The 21,769-nt window shown below is 60.6% G+C and carries 18 protein-coding genes, 2 tRNA genes and 1 pseudogene; 20 read left to right on the top strand and 1 reads right to left on the bottom strand.

Features of this window, described 5'->3' with window-relative positions:
• Genes carB through FFS60_RS17350 form a run of 3 tightly spaced genes read left to right on the top strand, consistent with a single transcriptional unit; the run spans position 1 to position 4,119 of the window.
• Positions 1 to 3,222, top strand: a complete 3,222-nt coding sequence (gene carB / locus FFS60_RS17360; RefSeq protein WP_028630001.1) for a carbamoyl-phosphate synthase large subunit — start codon at positions 1 to 3, stop codon at positions 3,220 to 3,222.
• Complete coding sequence (greA, locus tag FFS60_RS17355; RefSeq protein WP_137822650.1) at positions 3,219 to 3,695, top strand: transcription elongation factor GreA; 477 nt, start codon at positions 3,219 to 3,221, stop codon at positions 3,693 to 3,695. Before carB ends, greA begins: the two co-directional genes overlap by 4 nt.
• Positions 3,673 to 4,119 carry a DUF4149 domain-containing protein gene (locus tag FFS60_RS17350; RefSeq protein ID WP_137822649.1) on the top strand — a complete coding sequence of 149 codons (447 nt, stop codon included), beginning with the start codon at positions 3,673 to 3,675 and terminating at the stop codon, positions 4,117 to 4,119. Before greA ends, FFS60_RS17350 begins: the two co-directional genes overlap by 23 nt.
• A 22-nt stretch (positions 4,120 to 4,141) precedes the next feature.
• Here the strand turns inward: FFS60_RS17350 and FFS60_RS17345 are convergent, their stop codons facing one another.
• Positions 4,142 to 4,456 (bottom strand): YhbY family RNA-binding protein, encoded by a 315-nt coding sequence (locus FFS60_RS17345; protein WP_028630004.1) that lies wholly within the window; start codon positions 4,454 to 4,456, stop codon positions 4,142 to 4,144.
• A 76-nt stretch (positions 4,457 to 4,532) separates the two neighbouring features.
• On the opposite strand from FFS60_RS17345, the pseudogene FFS60_RS17340 reads away from it, so the two are divergent.
• The 17 genes and pseudogenes from FFS60_RS17340 (at position 4,533) to FFS60_RS17260 (ending at position 21,724) form a co-directional block, all read left to right on the top strand.
• Positions 4,533 to 5,109, top strand: a pseudogene (locus FFS60_RS17340) (RlmE family RNA methyltransferase).
• A 201-nt stretch (positions 5,110 to 5,310) separates the two neighbouring features.
• The gene (ftsH, locus tag FFS60_RS17335; RefSeq protein ID WP_028630006.1) at positions 5,311 to 7,227 is read left to right on the top strand and encodes an ATP-dependent zinc metalloprotease FtsH; all 1,917 of its coding nucleotides are present in this window, start codon (positions 5,311 to 5,313) and stop codon (positions 7,225 to 7,227) included.
• 9 nt (positions 7,228 to 7,236) lie between these two features.
• Positions 7,237 to 8,088: a dihydropteroate synthase gene (gene folP / locus FFS60_RS17330; protein WP_137822648.1), complete on the top strand. Its 852-nt coding sequence runs from the start codon at positions 7,237 to 7,239 to the stop codon at positions 8,086 to 8,088.
• Positions 8,089 to 8,109: 21 nt separating this feature from the next.
• Positions 8,110 to 9,450: a phosphoglucosamine mutase gene (gene glmM / locus FFS60_RS17325; RefSeq protein ID WP_028630008.1), complete on the top strand. Its 1,341-nt coding sequence runs from the start codon at positions 8,110 to 8,112 to the stop codon at positions 9,448 to 9,450.
• Between the two features lie 65 nt (positions 9,451 to 9,515).
• Positions 9,516 to 10,271 (top strand): triose-phosphate isomerase, encoded by a 756-nt coding sequence (gene tpiA / locus FFS60_RS17320; protein WP_137822647.1) that lies wholly within the window; start codon positions 9,516 to 9,518, stop codon positions 10,269 to 10,271.
• 4 nt (positions 10,272 to 10,275) lie between these two features.
• A complete protein-coding gene (secG, locus tag FFS60_RS17315; protein WP_028630010.1) occupies positions 10,276 to 10,659 on the top strand; it encodes a preprotein translocase subunit SecG in 384 nt (127 codons plus the stop codon).
• Between the two features lie 10 nt (positions 10,660 to 10,669).
• Positions 10,670 to 10,755: transfer RNA gene (locus FFS60_RS17310), tRNA-Leu, on the top strand.
• Positions 10,756 to 10,852: 97 nt separating this feature from the next.
• Positions 10,853 to 10,929: transfer RNA gene (locus FFS60_RS17305), tRNA-Met, on the top strand.
• Between the two features lie 130 nt (positions 10,930 to 11,059).
• Positions 11,060 to 11,518, top strand: a complete 459-nt coding sequence (gene rimP / locus FFS60_RS17300; protein ID WP_028630011.1) for a ribosome maturation factor RimP — start codon at positions 11,060 to 11,062, stop codon at positions 11,516 to 11,518.
• Positions 11,519 to 11,565: 47 nt separating this feature from the next.
• On the top strand, positions 11,566 to 13,047 hold the full coding sequence (nusA, locus tag FFS60_RS17295) for a transcription termination factor NusA (protein WP_028630012.1): 1,482 nt from the start codon (positions 11,566 to 11,568) through the stop codon (positions 13,045 to 13,047).
• Positions 13,048 to 13,073: 26 nt separating this feature from the next.
• Positions 13,074 to 15,617, top strand: a complete 2,544-nt coding sequence (infB, locus tag FFS60_RS17290) for a translation initiation factor IF-2 (protein WP_028630013.1) — start codon at positions 13,074 to 13,076, stop codon at positions 15,615 to 15,617.
• Positions 15,618 to 15,712: 95 nt separating this feature from the next.
• Positions 15,713 to 16,102 carry a 30S ribosome-binding factor RbfA gene (gene rbfA, locus FFS60_RS17285; RefSeq protein ID WP_028630014.1) on the top strand — a complete coding sequence of 130 codons (390 nt, stop codon included), beginning with the start codon at positions 15,713 to 15,715 and terminating at the stop codon, positions 16,100 to 16,102.
• A gap of 4 nt (positions 16,103 to 16,106) precedes the next feature.
• Complete coding sequence (truB, locus tag FFS60_RS17280) at positions 16,107 to 17,024, top strand: tRNA pseudouridine(55) synthase TruB (RefSeq protein ID WP_137822646.1); 918 nt, start codon at positions 16,107 to 16,109, stop codon at positions 17,022 to 17,024.
• A gap of 94 nt (positions 17,025 to 17,118) precedes the next feature.
• The gene (gene rpsO / locus FFS60_RS17275; RefSeq protein WP_016494768.1) at positions 17,119 to 17,388 is read left to right on the top strand and encodes a 30S ribosomal protein S15; all 270 of its coding nucleotides are present in this window, start codon (positions 17,119 to 17,121) and stop codon (positions 17,386 to 17,388) included.
• Positions 17,389 to 17,541: 153 nt separating this feature from the next.
• Complete coding sequence (gene pnp, locus FFS60_RS17270; protein ID WP_028630016.1) at positions 17,542 to 19,650, top strand: polyribonucleotide nucleotidyltransferase; 2,109 nt, start codon at positions 17,542 to 17,544, stop codon at positions 19,648 to 19,650.
• Between the two features lie 89 nt (positions 19,651 to 19,739).
• A complete protein-coding gene (locus FFS60_RS17265) occupies positions 19,740 to 21,155 on the top strand; it encodes a hypothetical protein (protein WP_028630017.1) in 1,416 nt (471 codons plus the stop codon).
• 209 nt (positions 21,156 to 21,364) lie between these two features.
• Positions 21,365 to 21,724: a BON domain-containing protein gene (locus tag FFS60_RS17260; protein WP_028630018.1), complete on the top strand. Its 360-nt coding sequence runs from the start codon at positions 21,365 to 21,367 to the stop codon at positions 21,722 to 21,724.
• The last annotated feature ends 45 nt before the right edge of the window (positions 21,725 to 21,769 follow it).

The following is a 21,769-nucleotide window of genomic DNA, read 5'->3' as shown; positions in this document are numbered from 1 at the left end:
ATGCCCAAGCGTACAGACATCAAGAGCATCCTGATCCTCGGTGCCGGCCCCATCGTGATCGGCCAGGCCTGCGAGTTCGACTACTCCGGCGCTCAGGCCTGCAAGGCCCTGAAGGAAGAAGGCTTCCGCGTCATCCTGGTGAACTCCAACCCGGCCACCATCATGACTGATCCGGCCATGGCCGATGCCACCTACATCGAGCCGATCAAGTGGGCGACAGTCGCCAAGATCATCGAGAAGGAGCGCCCTGACGCGCTGCTGCCGACCATGGGCGGCCAGACCGCGTTGAACTGCGCCCTCGACCTCGAGCGTCACGGCGTGCTGGCGAAGTTCGGTGTGGAAATGATCGGCGCCAATGCCGACACCATCGACAAGGCCGAAGACCGCTCGCGCTTCGACAAGGCCATGAAAGATATCGGCCTGGCCTGCCCGCGCTCCGGCATCGCCCACAGCATGGAAGAGGCCTACGGCGTCCTTGAGCAGGTCGGTTTCCCTTGCATCATTCGTCCGTCCTTCACCATGGGCGGCACTGGCGGCGGTATCGCCTACAACCGTGAAGAGTTTGAAGAAATCTGCGCTCGCGGCCTGGACCTGTCGCCAACCAACGAGCTGCTGATCGACGAATCCCTGATCGGCTGGAAGGAATACGAGATGGAGGTTGTCCGCGATAAGAAGGACAACTGCATCATCGTCTGCGCCATCGAGAACTTCGATCCCATGGGCGTGCACACCGGTGACTCCATCACCGTCGCACCGGCCCAGACCCTGACCGACAAAGAATACCAGATCCTGCGCAACGCCTCGCTGGCGGTGCTGCGTGAGATCGGTGTCGAGACTGGTGGTTCCAACGTGCAGTTCGGTATCTGCCCGGACACCGGCCGTATGGTCGTGATCGAGATGAACCCGCGCGTATCGCGCTCCTCGGCCCTGGCTTCCAAAGCCACCGGCTTCCCGATCGCCAAGATCGCCGCCAAGCTGGCCGTCGGCTACACCCTCGACGAGCTGCAGAACGACATCACCGGCGGTCGTACCCCGGCGTCCTTCGAGCCGGCCATCGACTACGTGGTGACCAAGGTTCCGCGCTTCGCCTTCGAGAAATTCCCGAAGGCCGATGCCCGCCTGACTACCCAGATGAAGTCCGTGGGCGAGGTCATGGCCATCGGTCGTACCTTCCAGGAGTCCGTGCAGAAAGCCCTGCGTGGCCTGGAAGTGGGCGTTGCCGGCTTTGATCCCAAGCTGGACCTGAGCGATCCGGAGGCTGAAGGCATCCTCAAGCGCGAGCTGACCGTGCCCGGCGCCGAGCGTATCTGGTACGTCGCTGACGCCTTCCGCGCCGGCAAGACCATCGAGCAAGTCTTCGAGCTGACCAAGATCGACGAGTGGTTCCTGGTGCAGATCGAGGACCTGGTCAAGGACGAAGAGAAGGTCAAGACCCTCGGCCTGTCCGGCATCGACGCCGACCTGATGCGCAAGCTCAAGCGCAAAGGCTTCTCCGATGCGCGCCTGGCCAAGCTGCTCGGTGTGACCGAGAAGAATCTGCGCAGCCACCGCCACAAGCTGAAGGTGCTGCCGGTATTCAAGCGTGTTGATACCTGCGCTGCAGAATTCGCCACCGACACCGCCTACATGTACTCGACCTACGAGGAAGAGTGCGAAGCCAATCCGTCGACCCGCGACAAGATCATGATCCTCGGCGGCGGCCCCAACCGTATTGGTCAGGGCATCGAGTTCGACTACTGCTGCGTACACGCGGCGCTGGCGATGCGCGAAGACGGCTACGAGACCATCATGGTCAACTGCAACCCGGAAACCGTTTCCACTGACTACGACACGTCCGACCGCCTGTACTTCGAGCCGGTCACCCTGGAAGACGTGCTGGAAATCGTCCGCGTCGAGCAGCCGAAGGGCGTGATCGTCCAGTACGGCGGCCAGACCCCGCTGAAACTCTGCCGCGCGCTGGAAGAGGCCGGTGTGCCGATCATCGGTACCAGCCCCGACGCGATCGACCGCGCCGAAGATCGCGAGCGCTTCCAGCAGATGGTGCAGCGCCTGAACCTGCGCCAGCCGGCCAACGCCACTGCTCGCAGCGAAGACGAAGCCCTGGCCCTGTCGAAAGGCATCGGATACCCGATGGTGGTGCGCCCGTCCTACGTACTGGGCGGTCGCGCGATGGAAATCGTCTACCAGGAAGAAGAGCTCAAGCGCTACATGCGCGAAGCGGTGAAGGTGTCCAACGACAGCCCGGTGCTGCTCGACCGCTTCCTCAATTGCGCCATCGAAGTCGATATCGATGCAGTGTGCGACGGCGAAACTGTGGTGATCGGCGCGATCATGCAGCACATCGAACAAGCCGGCGTGCACTCCGGTGACTCTGCCTGCTCGCTGCCGCCGTATTCGTTGCCGCAGCACATCCAGGATGAGATCCGTGATCAGGTCAAGAAAATGGCCCTGGAGCTCGGCGTGGTCGGCCTGATGAACGTGCAGATGGCTGTGCAGGGCGAGGACATCTACGTCATCGAGGTCAACCCGCGCGCGTCCCGTACCGTTCCGTTCGTTTCCAAGTGCATCGGCGAATCGCTGGCCAAGGTCGCTGCCCGCGTAATGGCTGGCAAGAGCCTCAAGGAAATCGGCTTCACCAAGGAAATCATTCCGCCGTTCTTCAGCGTCAAGGAAGCGGTGTTCCCGTTCGCCAAGTTCCCGGGCGTCGACCCGATCCTCGGCCCGGAAATGAAGTCCACCGGTGAGGTTATGGGTGTCGGTGACACCTTCGGCGAAGCCTTCTCCAAGGCCCAGCTGGGTGCCAGCGAGATCCTGCCCAACACCGGCACCGTGTTCATCAGCGTGCGCGAAGACGACAAGCCGATGGTCACCCAGGTCGCTCGCGATCTGATCGAACTGGGCTTCGAGGTGGTCGCCACTTCCGGCACCGCCAAGGTGATCGAGGCGGCTGGTCTGCCGGTCCGTCGCGTGAACAAGGTGACGGAGGGCCGTCCTCATGTCGTTGACATGATCAAGAACGATGAGGTTACCCTCATCATCAACACCACTGAGGGGCGTCAGTCCATTGCTGACTCCTACTCGATCCGTCGTAACGCCCTGCAGCACAAGATCTACTGCACCACCACCATCGCGGCTGGTCAGGCGATCTGTGAGGCGCTCAAGTTCGGTCCCGAGAAGACCGTGCGTCGCTTGCAGGATCTCCATGCAGGAATCAAGGCATGACCAAATTTCCAATGACCGTCCAGGGCGCTCGTGCCCTGGAAGACGAACTCAAGCATCTGAAGGCCGTACTGCGTCCGCAGATCACCCAGGCTATCGCCGAGGCGCGTGAGCTGGGCGACCTGAAGGAAAACGCCGAGTATCATGCCGCCCGCGAACAGCAAGGCATGGTCGAAGCGCGCATCCGGGACATCGAGGGGCGTTTACAGAACGCCCAGGTCATCGACGTCGCGGCGCTACCGCGCACCGGTAAGGTGATCTTCGGTGTGACCGTGGACATTGCCAACGTCGAAACCGACGAAACCGTGACCTACCAGATCGTCGGCGACGACGAAGCAGACATCAAGCAAGGCAAACTGTCTGTCAGCTCTCCCATTGCTCGTGCCCTGGTGGGCAAGGAGGAAGGGGACGTGGTGACCGTCAAGACTCCGAGCGGCATCGTCGAGTACGAGATTGTCGAAGTCCGCCACGTTTAAGTCTTCGCCTTTCAGGGCTGGCGCCATCGCCTGGCAGCTGGCCCAGACCTTCTGGGTTGGTGGCCTCTGGCTGCTGCACTTCGTCATGTTACCGGCGTTGGATCAAATCGGTCTGGCGCCGATGCTGGTGGAGGAGGTGGCTGCGAGTCTTCGGCCACTGCTGGTAGCTTTTGCTGGTTTCTGTGCCTTGCTCCAGGCTCTGCTGCTGATCCAGCATGCAGGGCTTGCGCGCCTTTGGCGCGATGCGCGTGCGCAGTTGCTGGCCGCCGTGCTGGCGCTGGTGGTGGTATCCCTACTGGTGCGCTTCTGGGCGCCGGAAGCCTTGTACTGGCTGAACTTCAGCTATCTGCTACTGGCTTTTTGTGGCCTGCTGCTGGTGATCCAGCCTTTGCCAGCAAAGCTGGTGGAGGGCCGGGCGCGCTGAGCGCGCGCCCTTGGCGGGAGACTCAGAGACCGCTGAAGCGGCTGATGTTGGAGAGGTTACGGTTTGGCTTTGGATTGCGGCGATAGACCAACGCCATCTTGCCGATGATCTGGACCAGCTCGCAGTTGCCGGCGGCGCAGAGTTCATCGATCAGGGCGCGGCGGTCATCACGCTCGATGATGCGGAACTGGACCTTGATCAGTTCGTGATCATTCAGCGCGCGCTCCAGTTCAGCCAGCACACCTTCGGTCAGGCCATTTTCGGCCACCGTCAATACCGGTTTCAGGTGATGACCGATAGATTTGTATTGCTTCTTGTGCTCCGGTGAGAGCGCCATAATCAGACCCCTGCGAAAAAAGGCTGGTAGTTTACCCGAGTGATTCCGGGGCGCACAGCCGAACACGAGGTATCCCGTGGCCAGCTCCAAGACTAGTCATCGTTGGCTGAAAGAACACTTCGACGACCCTTACATCAAAATGGCGCAGAAGGACGCTTTCCGTTCCCGTGCAAATTACAAGCTGTACGAGAGCCCGGACAAGGACTGAACTCTGCGGTCTGACATGACCGTAGTCGATCTCGGCGCCGCGCCGGGCACTGGGCTCAGGTCACCAGTTGGTATCCTGACAATGAATAGCATTCCCGATGTGACGTTCATTCAGGGGAAATTCAACGAGGATGCGGTCTTCGCCCGGATTCTCGACGCGATAGGCAAACACCCGGAAGGCCTTGTGATTTCCGATTTGGCCCCAATATGAGCGGTGTAAGGGCTGCCGACCAGCCGCGCTCCATGTACTTCCGTGAGCTGGCGCTTGACCGGACGGCCCGCGTCTTGCGATCGGGGGGGCATCAAAATCTCCCAGTGGGAAGGTTTTGTTGCCACCACAAGCAAGTGCGGGGATGTTTGGCAAGGTGCATCTGCGAAAACCGCTTTCGTCGCGTGACCGCTCCCGGGAGCAATACCTGCTCGCGCGCGGCTTCCGTGGGGAATAGACTGCTACGGGGACATGAGTCATCGGTCCTCGTCTGCAGGCGGTGGATACTGCAGAGAGACTGCGAGGTCTCATAAAGGGTTACAGACGGCGCCTGCCAGGGGCAGGGGTTGTGTAGTAAGTTAGGCCGGTTAACCACCAGCCGTCATGCGGGGTGCGCTCCAGGAAGGGGCCCGTTCCAGAGGGTAGCTAATTGAACGATATGGCAAAAAATCTGATCCTGTGGCTGATCATCGCTGCTGTGCTTGTCACGGTGATGAACAATTTCTCCAGCCCGAGCGAACCGCAGACTCTTAACTACTCGGAATTCATCGAGCAGGTTAAAGAAGGCAAGGTCGAGCGTGTTACCGTCGATGGCTTCGTCATCACCGGCAAGCGCAGCGACGGCGAATCATTCAAAACCGTTCGTCCGGCAATTCAGGACGGTGGCCTCATCGGCGACCTGATCGATAACAACGTGATCATCGAAGGCAAGCAGCCTGAGCAGCAGAGCATCTGGACCCAGTTGCTGGTTGCCAGCTTCCCGATTCTGGTGATCATTGCGGTCTTCATGTTCTTCATGCGCCAGATGCAGGGCGGCGGCGGCGGCCGCGGTGGCCCGATGAGCTTCGGCAAAAGCAAGGCGCGGCTGCTTTCTGAAGACCAGGTCAAGACCACCTTTGCTGACGTTGCCGGTTGCGACGAGGCCAAGGAAGAAGTCAGCGAGCTCGTGGAGTTCCTCCGCGATCCGGGCAAGTTCCAGCGCCTGGGTGGCCGTATTCCGCGCGGCGTGCTGATGGTCGGCCCTCCCGGTACCGGTAAGACCCTGCTGGCCAAGGCTATTGCCGGCGAAGCCAAGGTGCCGTTCTTCACCATTTCCGGTTCCGACTTCGTCGAAATGTTCGTCGGTGTGGGCGCGTCCCGTGTTCGCGACATGTTCGACCAGGCCAAGAAGCATGCTCCTTGCATCATCTTCATCGACGAGATCGACGCTGTGGGCCGCCATCGTGGCGCCGGCCTGGGTGGCGGTCATGACGAGCGCGAGCAGACCCTCAACCAGTTGCTGGTCGAGATGGACGGCTTCGAGATGAACGACGGCATCATTGTGATCGCTGCGACCAACCGTCCTGACGTTCTGGATCCGGCGCTGCTGCGTCCGGGGCGCTTCGACCGCCAGGTGGTGGTTGGCCTGCCAGATATCCGCGGTCGTGAGCAGATCCTCAAGGTGCACATGCGCAAGGTGCCCATGGGTGACGATGTCGACCCGGGCGTGATCGCGCGTGGTACCCCAGGCTTCTCCGGCGCTGATCTTGCCAACCTGGTCAACGAAGCGTCCCTGTTTGCCGCCCGCGTTAACAAGCGTCTGGTGGAAATGAAAGAGTTCGAGCTGGCCAAGGACAAAATCATGATGGGCGCTGAGCGCAAATCCATGGTCATGTCCGAAAAGGAAAAGCTCAACACGGCATTCCACGAGGCAGGCCATGCCATCGTCGGTCGTCTGGTGCCTGAGCATGACCCGGTCTACAAGGTCTCGATCATTCCCCGAGGCCGTGCTTTGGGCGTCACCATGTTCCTCCCCGAGGAGGATCGTTACAGCCTGTCCAAGCGTGCGCTGACCAGTCAGATCTGCTCACTGTTCGGTGGCCGTATCGCCGAAGAGATGACCCTGGGCTTCGATGGTGTCACCACGGGTGCCTCCAACGACATCATGCGTGCCACCCAGATCGCCCGGAACATGGTGACCAAGTGGGGCCTGTCCGAAAAACTCGGTCCGCTGATGTATGCGGAAGAGGAGGGTGAGGTGTTCCTCGGTCGCAGCGCCGGTTCCCAGCACGCCAATATTTCCGGCGAAACTGCGAAGCTGATTGATCAGGAAGTACGCCGCATCATTGACGAGTGCTACAGCACCGCGAAGAACCTGCTGATCGAGAATCGCGACAAGCTCGACATGATGGCCGAGGCCTTGATGAAGTACGAAACCATCGATTCCGAGCAGATCGATGACATCATGTCCGGCCGCATCGCCCGCGAGCCCAAGGATTGGCAGGGCGGTTCAGGTACTTCTTCCGGCACTCCTGCCCCTCGCGAAGAAGCCAATCGCCCTGAAACCCCCATTGGCGGGCCGGCTGGCGAACACTAAGGCTTGTAGATGAAGTCAGTGCAATACCCGACCCGGTTGCCTTGCGGCAACCGGGTTCTTGATTTGGCCCAGCCGCACGTCATGGGCATCCTGAACGTCACCCCCGACTCCTTTTCTGATGGCGGTCGCTTCAATGCTCGCGATGCCGCGCTGCGTCACGCTGCAGAGATGGTGTCTGCCGGTGCGACCCTGATCGATGTTGGTGGCGAATCGACGCGGCCAGGTGCCCGGCCGGTCTCCCCGACCGAAGAGCTGGAGCGTGTGGCCCCGGTGGTGGAAATCCTCGCTCGCGAGCTGGATGTGGTGATCTCGCTAGATACATCCACACCCGCTGTCATGCGTGAAGGCGCTCGCCTCGGCGCCGGGTTGATCAATGATGTGCGTGCACTGCGTCGTGATGGTGCGCTGGACGCCGCCGCCGATACAGGGTTGGCAGTTTGTCTGATGCACATGCTCGGCGAGCCGGGCAACATGCAGCAGGATCCGCAGTACCAGGATGTCGTACGCGAAGTCGGGGAGTTTCTCGCGGAGCGTACGCAGGCGTGCCTGGCTGCAGGGGTTCAGGGTGACCGGATCATCCTGGATCCGGGCTTCGGCTTCGCCAAGACCCTCGCGCACAACCTCAGCCTGTTCAAGCATATGGAGGCGCTGCACGAGCTGGGGCGCCCTCTACTGGTTGGGGTTTCGCGCAAAAGCATGATTGGTCAGGCGCTGGGGCGGGAAGTCCATCAGCGGCTGTCCGGCGGCCTCGCCCTTGCTGCACTCGCTGTGGCCAAGGGCGCCTGCATTCTGCGCGTACACGATGTCGCGGAAACCGTTGACGCTGTCCGCATGATCGCCGCGGTGCAAGCGGCGGAATAAGAAAACACGGAGCACCCTCTCATGAGCAGAAAGTATTTTGGCACCGACGGTATTCGCGGGCGTGTCGGGCAGTTCCCGATTACTCCGGATTTCATGCTCAAGCTTGGCTGGGCAGCCGGTATGGCATTTCGTAAGCAAGGCAAATGCCGCATCCTGATCGGTAAGGACACGCGAATCTCCGGCTACATGTTCGAGTCTGCCCTTGAGGCCGGCCTGCTGGCAGCAGGTGCCGATGTGATGCTGCTCGGTCCTATGCCGACGCCGGCTATCGCGTACCTGACCCGTACCTTCCTGGCGGATGCGGGTATCGTCATCAGTGCCTCGCACAACCCGCACGACGATAACGGCATCAAGTTCTTCTCTGGCAAGGGCACCAAGCTCTCGGATGAGGTGGAGCTGATGATCGAGGGCCTGCTGGATCAGCCGATGACGGTGGTCGACTCTGCCCAATTGGGCAAGGTGTCCCGTATCAACGATGCCGCAGGTCGTTACATCGAATTCTGCAAGAGCACCACGCCTATCAGTACCGACTTCGCCGGTCTCAAACTGGTGGTCGACTGTGCCCACGGCGCTACCTACAAGGTCGCCCCGAACGTGTTTCGCGAACTCGGCGCTCAGGTGAGCGTGTTGGCGGCGCAGCCTAACGGTCTCAACATCAATGACGACTGCGGTTCCACTCATATGGCCAGCCTGCAGGCTGCTGTGGTGGAGCAGAACGCGGATGTCGGTATCGCCTTCGATGGTGACGGTGACCGTGTTCTGATGGTCGATCACACCGGTGCGGTAGTGGACGGCGACGAGTTGATCTACCTGATCGCCCGTGACCTGCATGGTCGCGACAGGCTGAATGGCGGCGTGGTTGGCACGCTGATGAGTAACCTGGGCCTGGAGTTGGGTCTCAAGGAACTTGATATTCCCTTCGTTCGAGCGAAGGTAGGCGACCGCTACGTAATGAGTGAGCTCCAGGCCAATGACTGGACGCTGGGGGGGGAGAATTCAGGTCATATCGTTTGCAGCCATTTCACCACTACGGGGGACGCCATTGTCTCCGCCCTGCAGGTGCTGTTGGCCTTGCAGCGCAGTGGACAGTCCCTGGCAGAAGCGCGTCGGGGCATGCGCAAGTGCCCGCAAGTGCTGATCAATGTGCGCTATGCCGGGGGGGATGTAGACCCGGTCAACCATCCGGCTGTGCAGGACGCATGTGCTCGCGTCACGAACCAGATGGCCGGTCGTGGTCGTGTCCTGCTGCGCAAGTCTGGTACGGAGCCGTTGGTGCGTGTGATGGTCGAAGGCGACGACGAGAAGTTGGTGCGCGGCTACGCAGAAGAGCTGGCGAAAGTCGTGACTGAGGTATGTGCTTGATTTGTCTTGCTAGTTGGATTTCTCTTGGGTAATATCTGCGCCCACTTTGATCGACGAGATAAAGCATGCGCCGACCTCTGGTAGCCGGTAACTGGAAAATGCACGGTACCCGCGCCAGCGTCGCAGAGCTGATCAAAGGCTTGCGCCAATTGGCCTTGCCTGCTGGCGTCGAAGTCGCGGTAATGCCGCCCTGTCTGTACATCAATCAGGTCATTCAAGGCCTGGACGGTAAGTCGATTGCCGTCGGTGCGCAGAATTGTGCGGTAGAGCCGGTGCAGGGAGCCCTCACCGGAGAGGTCGCGGCAAGTCAGTTGGCAGGCGTAGGTTGCAGTCTGGTTCTGGTTGGTCATTCGGAGCGTCGCCTGATTCTGGGTGAAAGCGACGAAGTCGTGAGTCGCAAGTTTGCTGCTGCTCAATCCTGTGGTTTGATTCCGGTGCTTTGCGTCGGTGAGACCCGGGAGCAGCGCGAAGCTGGTGAGACGCTCGAGGTTGTTGGGCGTCAGCTGGGTAGCGTGATCGAAGAGCTTGGTGTGGGTGCATTTGCGCGGGCGGTAATTGCCTACGAGCCGGTTTGGGCGATAGGTACGGGGCTGACAGCTTCACCGCAGCAAGCGCAAGAAGTCCACGCGGCGATTCGGTCGCAGCTCTCGGCAGAGAATGCCGAAGTGGCTCGCGGCGTCAGAATTTTGTACGGCGGCAGTGTGAAGGCGGCCAGTGCGGCCGAGTTGTTCGGCATGCCGGATATCGATGGGGGGCTCGTTGGTGGGGCGTCCCTGAATGCGGATGAGTTCGGTGCGATTTGTCGCGCCGCAGGAAGCTGACAAGATGCTGGAAACTGTCGTTATTGTGGTGCATCTGCTGGGTGCGCTGGGTGTTGTTGGCCTGGTGTTGGTTCAGCAGGGGAAAGGTGCAGATGCCGGTGCTTCGTTCGGTTCCGGTGCTTCGGCGACCGTCTTCGGAAGTCAAGGTTCTGCTACCTTTTTGAGTAGAGTTACTGCTATACTCGCCGCGGTTTTTTTCATTACCAGCCTGGGTTTAGCGTACTTTGCTAAAGACAAGGCTGATGCGCTGAGCAATGTAGGTCTGCCGGATCCGGCGGTTCTCGAGGTTCAGCCAAGCAAGCCGGCAGCTGACGATGTGCCGGTGCTCGAAGAGCAGAAGCCAGCCACCCAGTCGGGTGATGTGCCTCAGGCTCCAGAGCAGAAGTAAGGCAAGTTTTGCCGAGGTGGTGGAATTGGTAGACACGCTACCTTGAGGTGGTAGTGGCCATAGGCTGTAGGGGTTCGAGTCCCCTCCTCGGTACCATACAAAGAGATGCCCGCAGTGATGCGGGCTTTCTTCTTAGTGGGATGTTCGGTTGACCATGCAAGGTGCTGGCCGTATACTCTCGCACCAGCTTTGACGCGGGGTGGAGCAGTCTGGTAGCTCGTCGGGCTCATAACCCGAAGGTCGTTGGTTCAAATCCAGCCCCCGCAACCAGTAGTCGCGAAGCCCCTTTTTAGGGGCTTTTTGCTAGCTGGACAGTTGACCTCCGATCACGGATCAGGCGGTTTGAATGGATGGGCGTTTCGCCCATTTTTTATTTGCACAGCATGCGAGAGGCAATCAGGTGTCGAGCAAGCTAGAACAGTTGCAGGCCTTGTTGGCCCCGGTAGTCGAAGCGCTCGGTTATCAGTGCTGGGGCATCGAGTTCCTGTCTCAAGGGCGGCATTCACTGCTGCGGATCTACATCGATCACGAAAACGGCATTCTCGTCGACGATTGCGAGAAGGTTAGCCGGCAGATCAGTGGTGTTCTCGACGTCGAGGACCCGATCAGCAGTGAGTACACCCTCGAAGTATCGTCGCCGGGTATGGATCGACCGCTGTTCACCCTTGAGCAGTTCGCGGCCCATGCTGGTGAGCTGGTTAAGATCAAACTGCGTTCGCCCTTCGAAGGACGACGCAATTTTCAGGGGCTTCTCCGCGGGGTGGAGGAGCAGGACGTGGTGGTTCTTATCGAAGACCGCGAGTTCCTCCTGCCGATCGAACTGATCGACAAGGCCAACATCATTCCCCGTTTTGACTGAGACGCGGATCCCGCGGATCCAATGGATTGCGAAAGGCGAGGCGTACGATGAGCAAAGAAGTACTGCTGGTTGTTGAGTCGGTATCCAACGAAAAGGGTGTACCGGCTGGCGTGATTTTCGAGGCGCTGGAGCTGGCCCTGGCCACTGCTACCAAGAAGCGTTATGAGGACGAAGTCGACCTGCGTGTGGAAATCAACCGCCACAATGGTGTTTACGACACCTTCCGTCGCTGGACTGTTGTCGAAGAGGACGATTTCGAGGATCCGGCTATCCAGCTGACCCTTGATCAGGCCCAGGAACGGGATGAAAACGCCAAGATCGGCGACGTCATTGAAGAGAAGATCGAGTCCATCGAGTTCGGCCGCATCGCCGCGCAGACCGCCAAGCAGGTCATCGTGCAGAAGGTGCGTGAAGCCGAGCGTGCTCAGGTGGTTGAAGCCTACCGCGAGAAGCTGGGCGACATCATCTCTGGCACCGTGAAGAAGGTCACTCGTGACAACGTGATCGTTGATCTGGGCAACAACGCCGAAGCCCTGTTGGCCCGCGAAGACATTATTCCCCGTGAAACCTTCCGTGTCGGGGCCCGTGTGCGCGCCCTGCTGAAGGAAATTCGCACCGAGAACCGTGGCCCGCAATTGATCCTGTCGCGCACTGCGCCGCAGATGCTGATCGAGCTGTTCCGCATTGAAGTGCCGGAAATCGCCGAAGAGCTGATCGAAGTGATGGCCGCCTCCCGCGATCCGGGTTCCCGCGCCAAGATCGCTGTCCGTTCCAAGGACAAGCGTATCGATCCGCAGGGTGCCTGCATCGGTATGCGCGGTTCCCGCGTCCAGGCTGTATCTGGCGAACTGGGTGGAGAGCGCGTCGATATCGTTCTGTGGGATGACAACCCTGCGCAGTTCGTGATCAACGCCATGGCTCCGGCCGAAGTGGTGGCGATCATCGTCGACGAAGATGCCCACGCCATGGACATCGCCGTTGCCGAAGACAATCTGGCCCAGGCCATTGGCCGTGGTGGCCAGAATGTGCGCCTGGCTAGCCAGTTGACTGGCTGGACGCTGAACGTGATGACCGAAGCGGATATCCAGGCCAAGCAGCAAGCCGAAACCGGCGACATCCTGCGCGCCTTTGTCGATGAGCTGGAAGTGGACGAAGAGCTGGCTCAGGTACTGGTTGAAGAAGGCTTCACCAGCCTGGAAGAAATCGCCTACGTACCCATGGAAGAAATGCTCAGCATTGAAGGTTTCGACGAAGAAATCGTCAACGAGCTGCGTGCCCGTGCGAAGGACCGCCTGCTGACCAAGGCCATCGCGACCGAAGAGAAGCTGGCGGATGCCCAGCCTGCCGAAGACCTGCTTTCCCTGGAAGGCATGGACAAGGACCTGGCTGTTGAACTCGCTGTACGTGGCGTTATTAACCGCGAAGACCTGGCCGAGCAGTCGATCGACGACCTGCTCGACATCGACGGCATGGACGAAGAGCGTGCCGGCAAGCTGATCATGGCCGCCCGAGCCCACTGGTTCGAGTAAGTATCGCGGCCTGAGGAGAGAAGTGCATGACGCAAGTCACGGTGAAAGAACTGGCCCAAGTGGTCGATACACCGGTGGAGCGCCTGCTGCTGCAGATGCGCGAGGCGGGATTGCCGCACACCAGCGCCGAGCAGGTTGTAACCGACAATGAGAAGCAGGCGCTGCTGGCTCATCTCAAGAGCAGCCACGGCGAGCGCGTAGAAGAACCGCGCAAGATTACCCTGCAGCGCAAGACCACCACCACGCTGAGGGTCGCCGGCAGCAAGACCATCAACGTCGAAGTACGTAAGAAGAAAACGTACGTCAAACGTAGCCCCGACGAGATTGAGGCAGAGCGTCAACGCGAGCTCGAAGAGCAGCGCGTGGCAGAGGAAGCTGCTCGCCTGAAGGCCGAAGAGGAAGCTCGTCTGCGCGCCGAAGAAGTTGCCCGTCGCGAAGCTGATGCGCGTGCGAAAGACGCCGTTGATCCTGCCAAGGCTGATGCCCCGGTTGCGGCTGCCGAGCCAGTTGCCACTCCGGCAACTGCCCCGGTAACCGCTCAGGTCGGTGCTGCTGCACCGGCTGCTGCTGCTGCCGCTGATCGCAAGAAGGAAGCGCCGCGTCCGGAGCGCGCTCGTGACGAGGATGATCGCCGCGACCGCAAGCACGCACAGCACCGTCCTTCGCTAAAGGAAAAGGAAAAGGTTCCGGCTCCCCGCGTTGCCCCGCGCAGTACCGAGGAGGAAAGCGATTCCTTCGGTCGTCGCGGCGGACGTGGCGGCAAATCCAAGCTGAAAAAGCGCAACCAACATGGGTTCCAGAGCCCAACAGGACCTATCGTGCGTGAAGTCAGCATTGGCGAGACCATTACAGTGGCCGAGCTGGCCGCTCAGATGGCCGTCAAGGGTGCCGAAGTCGTCAAGTTCATGTTCAAGATGGGCACTCCCGTGACCATCAACCAGGTGCTCGATCGCGAGACCGCTCAACTGATCGCCGAAGAACTCGGCCACAAGGTCAAGCTGGTCAATGAGAACGCCCTGGAAGATCAACTGGCTGCGTCCCTGAAGTTTGAAGGCGAGGTGCTGACGCGTGCGCCGGTCGTGACCGTCATGGGTCACGTCGACCACGGCAAGACTTCGCTGCTGGACTACATCCGCCGTACCAAGGTGGCCAGCGGTGAAGCCGGCGGCATCACCCAGCACATCGGTGCTTACCACGTCGAAACCGATCGTGGCATGGTGACCTTCCTCGACACCCCGGGCCACGCTGCGTTCACCGCTATGCGTGCTCGTGGCGCCAAGGCGACCGACATCGTCATCCTGGTGGTGGCTGCTGACGACGGCGTGATGCCGCAGACCATCGAAGCGGTGCAGCACGCAAAAGCGGCTGGCGTACCGATCGTGGTTGCGGTCAACAAGATGGACAAGCCCGAAGCCAACCCGGACAACATCAAGAACGGCCTGGCCGCGTTGGATGTGATCCCGGAAGAGTGGGGCGGCGATACCCAGTTCGTACCTGTGTCGGCCAAGGCTGGTACCGGTGTCGACGAACTGCTTGAAGCCGTACTGCTGCAGGCTGAAGTACTGGAACTCACTGCTACTCCGTCGGCCCCTGGTCGTGGCGTTGTGGTCGAGTCTCGTCTGGACAAGGGCCGTGGCCCGGTGGCTACCGTGCTGGTCCAGGACGGTACCCTGCGTCAGGGCGACATGGTTCTCTGCGGCGTCAACTATGGCCGCGTCCGCGCCATGCTCGACGAGAACGGCAAGCCTGTGAAAGAAGCTGGTCCGTCCATCCCGGTCGAGATCCTCGGCCTGGACGGTACGCCGGACGCCGGTGACGACCTGACCGTGGTCGCTGACGAGAAGAAGGCCCGCGAAGTTGCGCTGTTCCGTCAAGGCAAGTTCCGCGAAGTCAAGCTCGCGCGCCAGCAGTCCTCGAAGCTGGAGAACATCTTCGAGAACATGGGGCAGGACGAGAAGAAGACCCTCAACATCGTGCTCAAGTCCGATGTGCGTGGCTCTCTCGAAGCCCTTCAAGGCGCCCTGGCAGACATCGGCAACGAGGAAGTCCAGGTGCGTGTGGTCGGTGGCGGTGTCGGTGGTATCACCGAGAGCGACGCCAACCTGGCGCTGGCGTCCAACGCCGTGCTGTTCGGCTTCAACGTGCGTGCTGATGCCGGTGCGCGCAAGATCGTCGAGCAGGAAGGTCTGGACCTGCGCTACTACAACATCATCTACGACATCATCGAAGACGTTAAGAAAGCACTGTCCGGCATGCTGGGCAGCGAAGTCCGGGAGAACATCCTGGGTATCGCCGAGGTGCGCGACGTGTTCCGCTCGCCGAAGTTCGGCGCGGTTGCCGGCTGCATGGTTACCGAGGGGTTGGTACACCGCAACCGTCCGATCCGCGTACTGCGCGACGATGTAGTGATCTTCGAAGGCGAACTGGAATCCCTGCGCCGCTTCAAGGACGACGTGTCCGAGGTGCGTGCCGGCATGGAGTGCGGTATCGCTGTGAAGAGCTACAACGACGTCAAGGTCGGCGACAAGATCGAAGTCTTCGAGAAGGTCCAGGTGGCGCGCACGCTGTAAGTGTCGCGCTTGCCACAAGCCGGGAGCCAGGAGCTGGAAGCCATCGCTTTCTACTCCTGGCTTTTGGCTTTTTAAGTGTTCATGAGTGAAACGAAATGGCTAAAGACTACAGCCGTACCCAACGCATCGGTGATCAGATGCAGCGTGAACTGGCGCTGCTGATTCAGCGTGAGATCAAGGACCCGCGCCTGGGTCTGGTGACCATTACCGCGGTGGACGTAAGCCGTGACCTGTCCCACGCCAAGGTGTTCATCACCGTGATGGGCCAGGACGACAATGCCGAGAAGGTCGAGTTGAACCGCGACATCCTGCAGGATGCCGCCGGTTTCCTGCGCATGCAGCTGGGCAAGGCCATGAAGCTGCGCAGCGTACCGCAGCTGCACTTCCACTACGACGCCAGCATCCGTCGCGGTGCTGAGCTGTCGGCGCTGATCGAGCGCGCTGTGGCAGAAGACCGCAAGCACCCGGGCAACGACGAGGAGTAATGGCGTGGCCCAGGTAAAACGTATCCGCCGTAACATCAGCGGCGTGCTGATTCTCGACAAGCCGCGCGGCATGAGCTCCAACGCTGCGCTGCAGAAAGTGCGCTGGCTGTTCAATGCCGAGAAGGCTGGTCACACCGGCAGCCTCGACCCGCTCGCGACCGGCGTTCTGCCGTTGTGCTTCGGTGAGGCGACGAAGTTCTCCCAGTACCTGCTGGATGCTGACAAGGGTTACGAAACCCTGGCTCAGCTAGGGGTCACTACCTCCACCGGCGATGCCGAGGGTGAAGTGATCGAGCGTCGCGAGGTGACCGTCGGTCGCGAGGATATCGAAGCGCAATTGCCGCGTTTTCGAGGCGAAATCAAGCAGATACCACCGATGTACTCGGCTCTGAAGAAGGACGGTCAACCGTTGTACAAGTTGGCGCGTGCTGGCGAAGTAGTGGAGCGCGAGGCGCGTTCTGTTACTATTGCGCGCCTGGAATTGCTGGCGTGCGAAAACAGCCAGGCAAGACTGGCCGTAGCCTGCAGCAAGGGCACCTATATCCGTACCCTGGTCGAGGATCTCGGCCAGGCCCTGGGATGCGGCGCCCACGTAGCAGAACTGCGCCGGACCCAGGCAGGCCCCTTCGGGTTGGACCAGGCGATCAGTCTGGAGACACTGGAGAAGGCCCACGCCGAAGGCGGCAACGAGGCACTGGACCAGTTCCTCCTGCCGGTCGACAGCGGATTGGAACACTGGCCGCTGATCCAGCTGACAGAGCACAGCGCCTACTACTGGCTTCACGGCCAGCCGGTGCGGGCCCCGGAAGCGCCGAAGTTCGGCATGATGCGAGTGCAGGATCATACCGGTCGCTTCATCGGTATCGGTGAAGTGAGCGACGACGGGCGCGTAGCGCCGCGTCGACTGATTCGGTCGGAATGACCGATCCGAGGATGGCTGTTAATAGGCACGGTCAATCCTCTTTTTTGAACACGGGACACAGGTCCCGGCCTATTACTCTCAGAGGAAGCCCATCATGGCACTGAGCGTTACTGAAAAAGCCCAGATCGTTAACGAGTACAAGCAAGCTGAAGGCGATACCGGTTCTCCGGAAGTGCAGGTTGCCCTGCTGACCGCCAACATCAACAAGCTGCAGGATCACTTCAAGGCCAACGGCAAAGACCACCACTCCCGTCGTGGTCTGATCCGCATGGTTAACCAGCGCCGCAAGCTGCTGGACTACCTGAAGGGTAAGGACACCTCTCGTTACAGCGCCCTGATCGGTCGTCTGGGTCTGCGTCGCTAAGCGACACAGATGAGCTGGAAGCTGGAAAACCGGAAGCTGGACATCGTTCCAGCTTTCGGCTTTCCAGCTTCTGGTTTTTTAGGGGATTGAAACGGGTCCGACTCCCGACACTCCCACCATTTCCCCCAAGGCAACACAGAGAAGGAAAACACCGTGAACCCGGTAATCAAGAAGTTCCAGTTCGGTCAATCGACCGTTACCCTCGAGACTGGCCGTATCGCCCGTCAAGCCTCCGGTGCCGTTCTGGTCACCATGGACGAAGATGTCACCGTACTGGTGACTGTGGTTGGCGCCAAGCAAGCCGACCCGGGCAAGGGGTTCTTCCCGCTGTCCGTTCACTACCAAGAGAAAACCTACGCTGCCGGCCGTATCCCCGGTGGTTTCTTCAAGCGTGAAGGCCGTCCTTCCGAGAAGGAAACCCTGACCTCGCGCCTGATCGACCGTCCGATCCGTCCGCTGTTCCCGGAAGGTTTCCTGAACGAAGTGCAGGTCATCTGCACCGTGGTTTCCACCAACAAGAAGACCGATCCGGATATCGCCGCCATGATCGGTACCTCTGCCGCCCTGGCAATCTCCGGCATCCCGTTCAGCGGCCCGATCGGCGCCGCTCGCGTGGCCTACCACGAAGAGACCGGCTACCTGCTGAACCCGAACTACGAGCAGCTGAAAGCCTCTGCCCTGGACATGGTCGTTGCCGGTACCGAAGACGCCGTGCTGATGGTTGAGTCCGAAGCGCAAGAGCTGACCGAAGACCAGATGCTGGGCGCCGTTCTGTTCGCCCACCAGGAATTCCAGTCCGTGATCAATGCGGTCAAGGAGTTTGCTGCCGAAGCCGGCAAGCCGACCTGGAACTGGAGCGCTCCTGCCGAGAACACCGCTCTGCTCAGCGCCATCAAGGCCGAGTTTGGCGAAGCCATCTCCCAGGCTTACACCATCACCATCAAACAGGATCGCTACAACCGCCTGGACGAGCTGCGTGACCAGGTCATCGCCCGCTTCGTTGGCGAGGAAGACGGTCAGTTCCCGGCTGGTGAAGTGAAGGATGCCTTCGGCCTGCTGGAATACCGCACCGTTCGCGAGAACATCGTCAACGGCAAGCCGCGTATCGACGGCCGTGACACCCGCACCGTACGTCCGCTGAACATCGAAGTCGGCGTGCTGGACAAGACCCACGGTTCCGCCCTGTTCACCCGCGGTGAAACCCAGGCCCTGGTCGTTGCCACTCTTGGCACCGCCCGCGATGCCCAACTGCTGGACACCCTGGAAGGCGAGCGCAAGGACGCCTTCATGCTGCACTACAACTTCCCGCCCTTCTCGGTGGGTGAGTGCGGCCGTATGGGCAGCGCCGGTCGCCGTGAAATCGGCCACGGTCGTCTGGCCCGTCGTGGCGTTTCCGCCATGCTGCCGAAAGGCGACGAGTTCCCCTACACCATCCGCGTGGTTTCCGAGATCACCGAATCCAACGGTTCCAGCTCCATGGCTTCCGTCTGCGGCGCCTCCCTGGCCCTGATGGACGCCGGTGTGCCGATGAAGGCCCCGGTTGCCGGTATCGCCATGGGTCTGGTCAAGGAAGGCGACAAGTTTGCCGTGCTGACCGACATCCTCGGTGACGAAGACCACCTGGGCGACATGGACTTCAAGGTAGCCGGTACCGCCAAGGGCGTGACCGCGCTGCAGATGGACATCAAGATCAACGGCATTACCGAAGAGATCATGGAGATCGCCCTGGAGCAGGCTCTGGAAGCGCGCCTGAACATCCTCGGCCAGATGAACCAGATCATTGCCCAGTCCCGCAGCGAGCTGTCGGCCAACGCTCCGACCATGATCGCGATGAAGATCGACACCGACAAGATTCGTGACGTCATCGGCAAGGGCGGCGCCACCATCCGTTCGATCTGCGAAGAGACCAAGGCCTCCATCGACATCGAAGACGATGGCAGCGTGAAGATCTTCGGCGAGACCAAGGAAGCTGCCGAGGCTGCGCGTCAGCGCGTTCTGGGCATCACCGCTGAAGCCGAAATCGGCAAGGTGTACATCGGCAAGGTCGAGCGCATCGTCGACTTCGGTGCCTTCGTCAACATCCTGCCGGGCAAGGACGGTCTGGTGCACATCTCGCAGATCAGCGACAAGCGCATCGACAAGGTTACCGACGTGCTGCAGGAAGGCCAGGAAGTCAAAGTCCTGGTTCTCGACGTCGACAACCGCGGCCGCATCAAGCTGTCGATGAAGGACGTGGAAGCTGCCGAGGCTTCCGGCGTCTGACAATCGTCAGCCGATAAAAGAGAGGGCCCCTTGCGGGCCCTCTTTTTTTGCCAGGAGAATGGCGAACCGCCATCGTGCCTGGAACAGTCATGGACAAGACGCTCTGCCAGTACCACCCCGCCCAACCCGCCACCTGGCACTGTGTGCCCTGCCAGCGCCATTTTGGCGACTGCTGCATCCCACTCAATGCCGACGCCCCGGATGACAGCCCGGCGTGTCCGCTATGTCGCAGTCAGTTGACCTTCCTCGGCGCTGCCAATACTGCCCAGCCCTTCTGGGAACGTCTGCCTCAATTCTTTGGCTATGGCATGCAGGCGGGACCGCTGGCGTTCAGTGCGCTACTGGCCCTGGCCGGCCTGTTCATGCCGCGCTCGCTCATCCTCTGGGTTGCCCTGTTGAGTGTCGCCACCAAGTACTTCCACAGTGTTATCGAGGCCAGTAGCGAAGGCGAGCGCGAGGCGCCGAGCCTGATCAGTGCCTTCAGCGGCGAAGGCTTCTCGCTGTTCTTCAAGCAGATGCTGGTGTTTGCCATTGCCTTCGGTGCGCTCTGGCTGGCTGCGGACTTCAACAGCGAGACCCTGTTCTGGGTAGTGAACATCGCCATCGTCCTGCTGCTGCCGGCCAGCATCATCCGTTTGGCGTTGAGCAAGGAACTGGGAGCGGCGCTGAGTCCCGACCAGGTCGGCGAGGTGATCAAGGCGATGGGCTGGCGTTACCTTATTCTCTGCGCCTTCCTCTTCATCCTCTGGCAGTCCCCCGGCTATGTGGCTTGGCTGCTTTCCAGCGGTCTGCCCAAGGTGGTGCTGATGCCCATCGCCACGTTCCTGTTCGGTTACTTCGGTGTGGTGATGTGCAGCATGATGGGCTACGCCGTGTTCCAGTATCAGGGCGCCCTGGGTTTCGCAATTGCTGAAGAAGGCACCCAGCAGGGAGTGCCGGAGAACGAATGGCGCCGTCGCAAAGCGCTGGCCGAAGCCGAGATTCGCCTGAAGGAAGGACAGAGCGACGGCGCCCTGGAAACGCTCGCCAACGCGCTGCACCGCGATCCTGATGACCTGCGTCTGAACGAGCGCTACCACCAGTTGCTGTTTGGCTTGGGTGCCCAAGAGCGCTGCCTGCGCCACCTGGATCATTATCTGCCACTGGCCGCCCGGCAGAGTCCGGCCCTGGCCGCCACCGCGCTGCTCAATGCTCGCCAATTCAAGGCCGACTTCCTGCCGGCTGACGCCCTGATCTGCGAGCAGGTCGCCGCGGCGCTGCTGGATCGTCACAAGGTGCGCGAGGCCCTGAGCCTGCTGCGCAATCTCCATCAGCGCTTCCCTGATTACCCGCACATCCCTCGCGCCTACCTGCTCGCGGCCCGTGGCTTCGCTGAGGGCCTGGGGCAATTGGAGCCTGCGCAGAAGCTGCTGGCCTATGTTCGCGCGCGGTATCCCGCCTCGCCACTGCTCGACCAGATCAGTGCGCTAGAAATCACCATTGCGCGGTTGAGCAGCTCTGGCTGAGGATTCGGGCTTCATCGTGCAGTCTGCAAGGCGAGTGGGGGCGAACTTGCAGACTGCATGCAGATTGATTCTGATTGATGAGCTTAAGTTTCTGTTTTTAAGGGGTTTTTCTGTTCTTAGGAAGCTGGCACAGGCTTTGCGACATTCCTGGTGTCCCTGCAGCCGGGAGTTTGCTGCAGATGTTCCGAAGAAGAGAGGAGACCCACCTCATGAAACAGTCTTTCACCCAGTGGACCTTTGCCGCTGTCACTGCTGCCGCCCTGAGCCTGCCGTTCGCGGCCGGCGTCCATGCAGAAACCAGCGGTCACACGATGTTGGCAGCCAGCGAGACCATGCAGAAAGCCGAAGAGGCGGTCTCCGATACCTGGATCACCAGCAAGGTCAAATCCACCTTCCTGGCCGACAAGAACCTCAGCGGCATGGATATCAAGGTTGAAACCAATCAGGGCGTGGTCGCGCTGTCGGGGATGGTGAAGACCGATGCCGAGCGTGATCTGGCCATCGAAACGACCAAGAACATCAAAGGCGTCACTGCGGTTTCTGCCGACGGCCTGAAATCCGCCGAGTAATTCCGGGTAGACCGGGTAGGAAGACAAGGCCCCGCGGTTGCGGGG

Source organism: Pseudomonas sp. D(2018), from assembly GCF_005502555.1.
Lineage (GTDB): Bacteria > Pseudomonadota > Gammaproteobacteria > Pseudomonadales > Pseudomonadaceae > Metapseudomonas > Metapseudomonas resinovorans.
The sequence above is the reverse complement of the archived record's forward strand: the minus strand, read 5'-3'. Positions and strand labels throughout refer to the sequence as shown.

Coding starts and splice junctions, on each gene's coding strand:
- carB (WP_028630001.1), top strand. CDS start 1: ATGCCCAAGCGTACAGACATCAAGAGCATCCTGATCCTCGGTGCCGGC.
- greA (WP_137822650.1), top strand. CDS start 3,219: ATGACCAAATTTCCAATGACCGTCCAGGGCGCTCGTGCCCTGGAAGAC.
- FFS60_RS17345 (WP_028630004.1), bottom strand. CDS start 4,456: ATGGCGCTCTCACCGGAGCACAAGAAGCAATACAAATCTATCGGTCAT.
- ftsH (WP_028630006.1), top strand. CDS start 5,311: ATGGCAAAAAATCTGATCCTGTGGCTGATCATCGCTGCTGTGCTTGTC.
- folP (WP_137822648.1), top strand. CDS start 7,237: ATGAAGTCAGTGCAATACCCGACCCGGTTGCCTTGCGGCAACCGGGTT.
- glmM (WP_028630008.1), top strand. CDS start 8,110: ATGAGCAGAAAGTATTTTGGCACCGACGGTATTCGCGGGCGTGTCGGG.
- tpiA (WP_137822647.1), top strand. CDS start 9,516: ATGCGCCGACCTCTGGTAGCCGGTAACTGGAAAATGCACGGTACCCGC.
- secG (WP_028630010.1), top strand. CDS start 10,276: ATGCTGGAAACTGTCGTTATTGTGGTGCATCTGCTGGGTGCGCTGGGT.
- nusA (WP_028630012.1), top strand. CDS start 11,566: ATGAGCAAAGAAGTACTGCTGGTTGTTGAGTCGGTATCCAACGAAAAG.
- infB (WP_028630013.1), top strand. CDS start 13,074: ATGACGCAAGTCACGGTGAAAGAACTGGCCCAAGTGGTCGATACACCG.
- rbfA (WP_028630014.1), top strand. CDS start 15,713: ATGGCTAAAGACTACAGCCGTACCCAACGCATCGGTGATCAGATGCAG.
- rpsO (WP_016494768.1), top strand. CDS start 17,119: ATGGCACTGAGCGTTACTGAAAAAGCCCAGATCGTTAACGAGTACAAG.
- FFS60_RS17265 (WP_028630017.1), top strand. CDS start 19,740: ATGGACAAGACGCTCTGCCAGTACCACCCCGCCCAACCCGCCACCTGG.
- FFS60_RS17260 (WP_028630018.1), top strand. CDS start 21,365: ATGAAACAGTCTTTCACCCAGTGGACCTTTGCCGCTGTCACTGCTGCC.